This window comes from Microcoleus sp. FACHB-831 (assembly GCF_014695585.1).
Lineage (GTDB): Bacteria > Cyanobacteriota > Cyanobacteriia > Cyanobacteriales > FACHB-T130 > FACHB-831.
On the sequence record NZ_JACJON010000031.1, the window covers coordinates 1 to 7,493 of the forward strand.

Below are 7,493 nucleotides of genomic sequence, written 5' to 3' on the forward strand. Positions count from 1 at the left end.
TTACGGCGGAGGGCATAGAAACCAAAGAACAGCTTGACTATTTGCAAAAGCGGGGGTGTGAAGAAGGTCAGGGTTTCTACTTCAGTCGTCCTATCCCTGCTGATGCGATCGCCCTGTTACTAAAAGAAAGTTTTCAGCCGATGGAGGCGCTTGTAGCATAGAGAGAATTGGAAGACTCAATTTCCCAAAGTTTATCTAGAACTTACGCATTTTCAGGCATTTTCAAGGTAATTTTGCTCTCAATGCGTAAGTTCTCATCTATAAAGCACTTTGGTCAATCTTTCTAAAGATTTGCTGCTGCAAAGGTGTTGCATTGTGCGGGATCTCCCGTCTGAATACCCTGCTTGAACCACCTGGCTCGCTGTGCTGAACTACCGTGCGTAAAAGAATCCGGGACAACATACCCTTTGGCTTGACTTTGCAAGCGATCGTCGCCAATACTGCTAGCAGCATTCAGCGCCTCTTCAACGTCGCCTGCTTCAAGAACTTGCCGCGAACGATTAGCATGGTTTGCCCACACACCAGCGAAACAGTCTGCCTGTAACTCTAGCCGGACTGAAAGTTGGTTCGCCTCTCTTGCATCGACTTGACGCTGCAATGTCTGAACTTTACCAGAAATTCCCATTAAGTTCTGGACGTGATGGCCAACTTCGTGAGCAATTACATATGCTTGGGCAAAGTCTCCCGGTGCGTTGTACTTATACTTCAAATCTCTATAAAAGCTTAAGTCAATGTAGACTTTTTGATCGCGGGGGCAATAGAAGGGGCCAACTGCGGATCGGGCATAACCACATGCAGACTCGACGGCATTTGAGTAGATAACTAATTTAGGCTCTACATAATTTGCTCCCATTTGCCGAAACAGACTATTCCAAGTATCTTCGGTATCTGCCAGAACAACTGAAACAAACTCAGCCATGCGATCGCTCGCTCCAGAAGTTTGCGTTCGAGTAGACTCTGGGTAGGAGCGATCGCTCGGCGCTTGTTGTTGTCCTTGCTGGAAAACTACGCTTGGGTCTCCCCCCAAGAGAGCAACAATCACCGCCAGAAAAACTGCCCCAATACCACCGCCTACAACAGGGCCAGATACACCACTTCCGCGTCTATCTTCAACGTTGCTACTTCTACGACCTAATTCCCAGCGCATAACCTAAACCCCCCCCAAACTACTTAACTTGGCAGAAGTTACCAAGTTTTTATTTCACTTAACTTAGACTTTGGACAATTCACTCAAATTATTAGCGATCGCTTCATATAGATCCTCTGCCAGAGGGACGGCGCTGATTTATAGACGCTCTTACTTAGGGAAGGCTATACTTTGCGATCGCTTGGTTTTTTCCAATTCGATTTGTAAATGCGATCGCGCTATTGCCTCATGCCTGTCTTGCTCCAGGGCGCATAAAATAAGCGTCAAGCCTGTTCAGGTTAGCGTAGCTAGAGTAATAAGGAGCCAGAAATGAACCTAGCACAGTTAGTTCCGAGCGTGTGACAACTGCCTGCACCCGATAGACTTAAGTTGCTCCGTATCCTAGCGGAAGAGTTGGATACTAACGAGCATATTTCTCCTTTACAACCTTACAAAATCTATTATTTGCCAATTCCTTATAAAGCTTTTGGTACAGGTGAGACATTAATGCAAGCAATGCAGTCGGCTGATAATGAAGGTGACTAAAAAGGATGGTATATAGTGGTGCAAATGTGAATGTGTTAGCCTATGACAGTTAGCAAGTAGGCTCAACATTGCACATGAAACACATCAACGATCCGAAAGTTGCTGTCGATGCTGCAAGGTCTGATTCCACATCACCAGAAGATTTAGGTCTTCTTGCATCATCGCAGCACATTTTTGTCCGTGAAGCTGTTGCCGAGAATCCACACACTCCTGTTAGTACACTGAAAGCTTTATTTCCCTCGGCATTAGTTACAGACTATAGTGTTCGTATTGCGCTTGCACTCATCAAGAATCCAGCCTCTAGTTGTGAGTTTCTTCTCCCTGCTGCTTGTATGGTGCGAAATCATCTTTCGCTGTTTGAGCCGCGCAATTTCTATGCCATGTTGCTAATTGAAGCGATCGCCTCACACCCCCAAGTAACAGTCGAAGAGATACTACCGTTACTCGATCCGACATCGGTACCGCGTCATATACGAAACCGCATTGCGCGCGCTGCGATGCGAGAAGAACTTCTCATGGCATTATCTCAAGATCCAGCACAAACAGTTCGTTCTAACGCTGTCAAACGCCTTTCTATGCTCCAAGCAGAAAGTTCATAAATTCCAACAGTGCCTGCAAGTGCGTTGCAACGACACAAGGAAGTCCCTGGTGTTGAGCTTAAAGCTTTTGCAGCGAGCATTTATTACTGTGCTTAAACTCTTATAAAAGATTCCTTGAGTATCATCTCGGCTTTCACAAAAATATGATTTTTTTAATGTGCTACTCTACCAGCATTTTGTTAAATTTAAACTAATATTTTATCTATAACCATTTCCAAACTGTTTTATTTCAATGGACAGCAAAGAAAGTATTTTTACACAAAGGTTAGTTTGTAGATAAACACCCCTGGGCATATTTTATTTAAAATAAAATTTACACCCTAATAATCCTGATTTTTTGGATATTCCGTTTACACAATCGTAATGTTAAGTTTCGTCACTAAAATTTACAGTTTCTTACGCTTTAACCGCTCTAGTCCTAAAGGTTGATGCTAGTAACAGGGCGGGATCGAACAATATTCTTAGGGTGAGAAATAAATTTAAATAATTCTCATAACTCGGTTTATACCAATTCTCTTTTCACATTAAACACGAGCTAGACACAAAAGCTGAAGCAGCAGACAACGCTCGGAGTTGTCGGCTTAGTTCGCAAAATTAGAAATTGCTTTAGTACAGGAGCGATCGCCGGGATGAGGAGCAACCGCTATTGGTAGCTTGCTATCCCTTGGCGGGCTTTTTGTGTCGAGGTTCGCTTAGTTAGTTGAGCCAAACAAAATCAATTGAGCAAAGCATTCAAGTTTGACTAGGAAATTAACAAATGACTATTCACAACCAACCTGTTATTCATAAAGCCAGCACATCCTATGTTCTGATGCTGGCAGTTGTAGCTGCCATCGGCGGCTTTTTGTTTGGTTTTGATACTGCCGTCATTAATGGTGCGGTAGCGGCTTTAGGAAAAGCCTATCAAGCCAATAGTGTGTTAGTAGGATTGGCAGTTTCCTCCGCACTACTGGGTTCGGCGGTGGGGGCCTTCTTTGCCGGACAGCTCGCCGATCGCTACGGGCGCGTAAAAACAATGGTTGTAGCGGCTGGCCTGTTCTTCATCAGCGCCGTTGGTTCCGGTATTGCCTTTAACATTTGGGATTTCATGTTTTGGCGATTGGTGGGCGGATTGGCGGTTGGTGCTGCTAGCGTTATTGCCCCTGCTTATATTGCCGAAGTCTCGCCCGCCCACTTGCGCGGGAGGCTTGGCTCTCTGCAACAACTTGCGATCGTTACTGGTATTTTCGTTGCCCTGCTGTGCGACTACTTCATCGCTGTGGGTGCTGGTTCTGCCGAAGCCAACTTCTGGTTTGGAGTACCTGCTTGGCGTTGGATGTTCTGGACTGAGATACCGCCTGCGATCGCCTACGGAGTTGGAGCGCTGATGATTCCAGAATCACCCCGCTACTTGGTTGCCCAAGGTCGGGAAGCGGAAGCTGCGTCCGTTTTAGCAAAGGTTGTAGGTGGAGATGTTCAGGCTAAAATTGCGGAGATCCGGCAGACCGTCATCCGGGATCGCAAACCTGAACTGTCAGATTTATTCGGTAGGCATGGTCTTCTGCAAATAGTCTGGGTGGGACTTGGGTTATCTGTCCTGCAACAGTTGGTTGGCATTAACGTGATTTTCTACTACAGCAGCGTGTTGTGGCAGGCGGTGGGTTTCTCAGAACAAAACTCTCTGTGGATTACGGTAATTACCAGCGTCACCAATATCGTGACAACGCTAGTAGCGATCGCGTTCGTAGACAAATTTGGACGCAAGCCTCTACTCATTCTCGGTTCTATTGGCATGACTCTCACGCTGGGAACTTTGGCGAGCGTCTTTGGCAGTGCGCCTCTAGATGCAGCAGGCAACCCAGCCCTAACTGGAAATTCCGGCATAATTGCCCTGCTGGCAGCTAACCTCTACGTCTTCTGCTTCGGCTTCTCATGGGGGCCAGTCGTGTGGGTAATGTTGGGAGAAATGTTTAACAATAGGATTCGCGGTGCGGCGCTATCGGTAGCGGCTGCTGCCCAGTGGGTTGCTAACTTTGGAGTGTCTACTACCTTTCCACCACTCAAGGATGTGGGTTTAGGTTTTGCGTATGGTCTGTACACAATTGCTGCTGCAATTTCTCTGTTCTTTGTCTTGCTGCTGATTAAAGAAACTAAGGGCAAAGAACTTGAGGATATGGTGTAGTTGACTCTCCTTTGGCTAAAGCACAAAGGATTCTAGCGGCAGGCTCAAGCGGAGGATGAATCCACCCGCTTGAGCCTTCACGCTATTTGGGGACTGCCATCGATCTCACCCTCTACATCAGCTATAGCCATTGCAGCTACAGCCTCCTGAAGATTCAGAGGGCATGAAAAATCCAACCATTGGCCGTTATTTTGACTAGACATCTCTGAAATAAAATCAATCTCAGCTAAAGTTGCTTAAAACTAAGATGTGACAAAATATTTATTACTGAAAAATTAGTAATGTACTATCATATATCAAACAAAATCCGTAATAAAGTAAACAATTCATCGCTTAAAAATATGAGCAGCTACAATAATTAATAGAGGCAGCTCAATTATTCCCTAAAAATCAACGAGCAAAAATTGAAAAAGCTAAAGTGAGGATAATTAAAAAAAGTGGTGGTAGAAAAGCAAAAACATCATTATCTAAAATTGCCTGTAACCCCGCGATAAATCGCTGAATTGCTATTTGTTAATCCGCAAGCCATGAATCCTTTCAGCCTAAATTTGTAAGAATCTCTGCAAAAACTGTTAGAAAATTAACCGATTTGGGAACTCTGAGAGTATATATAGTGTTGTGTTCTCTGAGTAACGCGAATGAATGTCAGACCTGGTTATGCTGCTAAGGCTACTCAACAGTTCCCCCTGCGTCTGATTCTTATAGTTCCCTTTTTATTACAAATATTTGCCGCGGTAGGATTAGTTGGCTATCTCTCATTTATAAACGGGCAGAAAGCAGTTAATGACCTAGCCAATCAACTAATTGACAAAGCCAGTCAACAGGTTGACGAACACTTGGATACTTATCTGGCACTGCCACAGCAGTTGAACCAAATCAATGCAGATGCGATCGCTTCTGGACGATTGAATCTGAATGACCCCAAAGCTAGCGAGCAGTATTTCTGGAGTCAAGCCAGAGCTTTTAAAAATCTTAGCTACATTGGCTGCGCCTTACCAGATGGCAGAGAATCAGGCGCGGGACGTTGGGTAAATGGAGTCGATCTCCTCGTCTATGAAAATCCCCGCAGAGGCGGTCTGGCATCAGACTATCTCGCTGACAAGCAGGGAAATCGTGTCAGTCTTGTGCAAAGCTATCAAAACGATCCGTTAGCGAACCTTTGGAATAAACAAGTGCTGAGAACACGTAGACCAGGCTGGTCTGGGATCTCTACATTTGAGACAAGCACTGTAGAAATCGCTGAAGCAGGCAAGGCACTGGAAAGCCAAAACACTGTTTCCAATGTTGGGATCAATTACTATGTCGCAGTCCCCGCTAGGTATCCAGTTTATGACCAGAAGGGTAATCTGCTGGGTCTTCTGATGGTAGATTTGCTGCTAACAAATGTGAGTGAATTTCTTCGCAACCTGAAAGTTAGCCCTTCCGGACAAGTCTTTATCATGGAACGCGATGGCTTGCTGATTGGCAGTTCCAGCACTAAACCAGTGGTACACAAAGTCGATGGCAAAACAAGTCGGTTTAGTGCGCTAGAAAGCTCAGATCCGTTGATTCGCGCCGTGGCAGAAAAATTAAAAGAACAATTCAATAATTTCAAAACCCTGCAAAATACTCAAGAAATTGAGGTGAAATTCAACGGGCAGCGTCAGTTTATTCAGGTAACTCCCTGGCGCGATCGCTTTGGGTTAGACTGGCTGGTGGTTGTCACCGTGCCGGAATCTGATTTCAATTCCCAAATTAATGCCAACACTCGCACAACTATCCTCCTGTGTCTGGGAGCATTGGCAGTAGCAACGATTTTAGGAATCTACACCTCACGCTGGATTACTCGTCCGATCTTAAAGTTGAGCCAAGCATCCGAAGCGATCGCCACTGGACAGTTAGACCAAACGGTGGAAACTACCAACATCAAAGAGCTAGATGCGGTGGCGCAGTCCTTTAACCACATGGCTTCTCAGTTACAAGATTCCTTTAACGAACTGGAACAGACTAACGCCGAATTAGAAAATCGAGTTGAAGCAAGGACGGCAGAACTCTCACAAACCCTTACTGATTTGCGACATACCCAGATACAACTGATTCAGACCGAAAAAATGTCCAGTTTGGGACAATTAGTTGCGGGAGTAGCCCATGAAATTAATAATCCGGTTAACTTTATTCATGGCAACTTGATACATACAGAAGAATATGCCCAAAACTTACTGAATCTGGTGAACCTTTACCAGCAGGAATATCCCAATTCCACTGCAAACATTGAAGATGAGATTGAGGAGATAGACCTGGACTTTCTCAGGCAAGATTTTCCCAAGTTGTTAGCCTCAATGCGACTAGGAGCCGAGCGCATTCGGGAAATTGTTAAATCTCTCCGCAACTTTTCCCGTCTAGATGAAGCAGAATTCAAAGAAGTAGATATTCATGAAGGATTAGATAGCACATTACTAATCTTATTTAACCGCTTGAAACCAACTTCTGATCATCCAGGTATTCAAGTCATGAAAGACTATAGCGAAATACCGTTGGTAGAATGCTATCCGGGGCAACTCAACCAAGTCTTCATGAACGTGCTGTCGAATGCAATCGATGCGTTGCATGAATCCGATAAAAAACGTACCTTTCAAGAGATTGTAAGTAATCCAAGTACCATTCAAATTTCCACAGAACTAAGTCATTCTAATTGGGTAATTGTTCGCATAACGGATAACGGTCAAGGAATGGCAGAGGATGTGCGAACCAAACTTTTTGATCCCTTCTTCACCACCAAGCCAATTGGCAAAGGGACTGGTTTAGGACTCTCCATCAGTTATCAAATTGTAACTGAAAAACATGGCGGGAAATTAGATTGTTATTCCGCACCCGGACAAGGAGCAGAGTTTGCAATTGAGATACCCATTCGCCAAACTATAAAACCCCTGAACGGCGCGTTGGCGTAGCCCTTGGGAAGCGCGAAAGAGTATAGAACCCATTTGACATCTTACGGAGCCTAAATTAAGGTACTCAAAGCCGTCTCACCCTGCTCCGATGCCGTATTCCAGTGACCTCACCGATGAAGAATGGGAAATCCTTG

General features: G+C 44.9%; 7 protein-coding genes. 5 read left to right on the forward strand and 2 right to left on the reverse strand.

All coding sequences use genetic code 11. The features are described 5' to 3' along the window. Positions 1-41 precede the first annotated feature (41 nt). The gene (locus H6F77_RS06345) at positions 42-161 is read left to right on the forward strand and encodes a hypothetical protein (protein WP_242021952.1); all 120 of its coding nucleotides are present in this window, start codon (positions 42-44) and stop codon (positions 159-161) included. 122 nt (positions 162-283) lie between these two features. On the opposite strand, the gene ypfJ is transcribed toward H6F77_RS06345, so the two are convergent. Next, positions 284-1,147, reverse strand: a complete 864-nt coding sequence (gene ypfJ / locus H6F77_RS06350; protein ID WP_190486458.1) for a KPN_02809 family neutral zinc metallopeptidase — start codon at positions 1,145-1,147, stop codon at positions 284-286. A 369-nt stretch (positions 1,148-1,516) separates the two neighbouring features. Here ypfJ and H6F77_RS06355 point away from each other — a divergent pair, with 369 nt between their 5' ends. The 3 genes from H6F77_RS06355 (at position 1,517) to H6F77_RS06365 (ending at position 4,432) form a co-directional block, all read left to right on the forward strand. Continuing rightward, positions 1,517-1,672 (forward strand): hypothetical protein, encoded by a 156-nt coding sequence (locus tag H6F77_RS06355; protein ID WP_242021951.1) that lies wholly within the window; start codon positions 1,517-1,519, stop codon positions 1,670-1,672. A 74-nt stretch (positions 1,673-1,746) separates the two neighbouring features. Further along, the gene (locus tag H6F77_RS06360) at positions 1,747-2,271 is read left to right on the forward strand and encodes a hypothetical protein (RefSeq protein ID WP_190486465.1); all 525 of its coding nucleotides are present in this window, start codon (positions 1,747-1,749) and stop codon (positions 2,269-2,271) included. A gap of 757 nt (positions 2,272-3,028) precedes the next feature. Further along, positions 3,029-4,432 carry a sugar porter family MFS transporter gene (locus tag H6F77_RS06365; protein ID WP_190486461.1) on the forward strand — a complete coding sequence of 468 codons (1,404 nt, stop codon included), beginning with the start codon at positions 3,029-3,031 and terminating at the stop codon, positions 4,430-4,432. A 77-nt stretch (positions 4,433-4,509) separates the two neighbouring features. Here H6F77_RS06365 and H6F77_RS28265 read toward each other — a convergent pair whose 3' ends face one another. Continuing rightward, on the reverse strand, positions 4,510-4,635 hold the full coding sequence (locus H6F77_RS28265; protein ID WP_255515697.1) for a hypothetical protein: 126 nt from the start codon (positions 4,633-4,635) through the stop codon (positions 4,510-4,512). 435 nt (positions 4,636-5,070) lie between these two features. Here H6F77_RS28265 and H6F77_RS06370 point away from each other — a divergent pair, with 435 nt between their 5' ends. Further along, positions 5,071-7,359: an ATP-binding protein gene (locus H6F77_RS06370; RefSeq protein ID WP_190486463.1), complete on the forward strand. Its 2,289-nt coding sequence runs from the start codon at positions 5,071-5,073 to the stop codon at positions 7,357-7,359. The last annotated feature ends 134 nt before the right edge of the window (positions 7,360-7,493 follow it).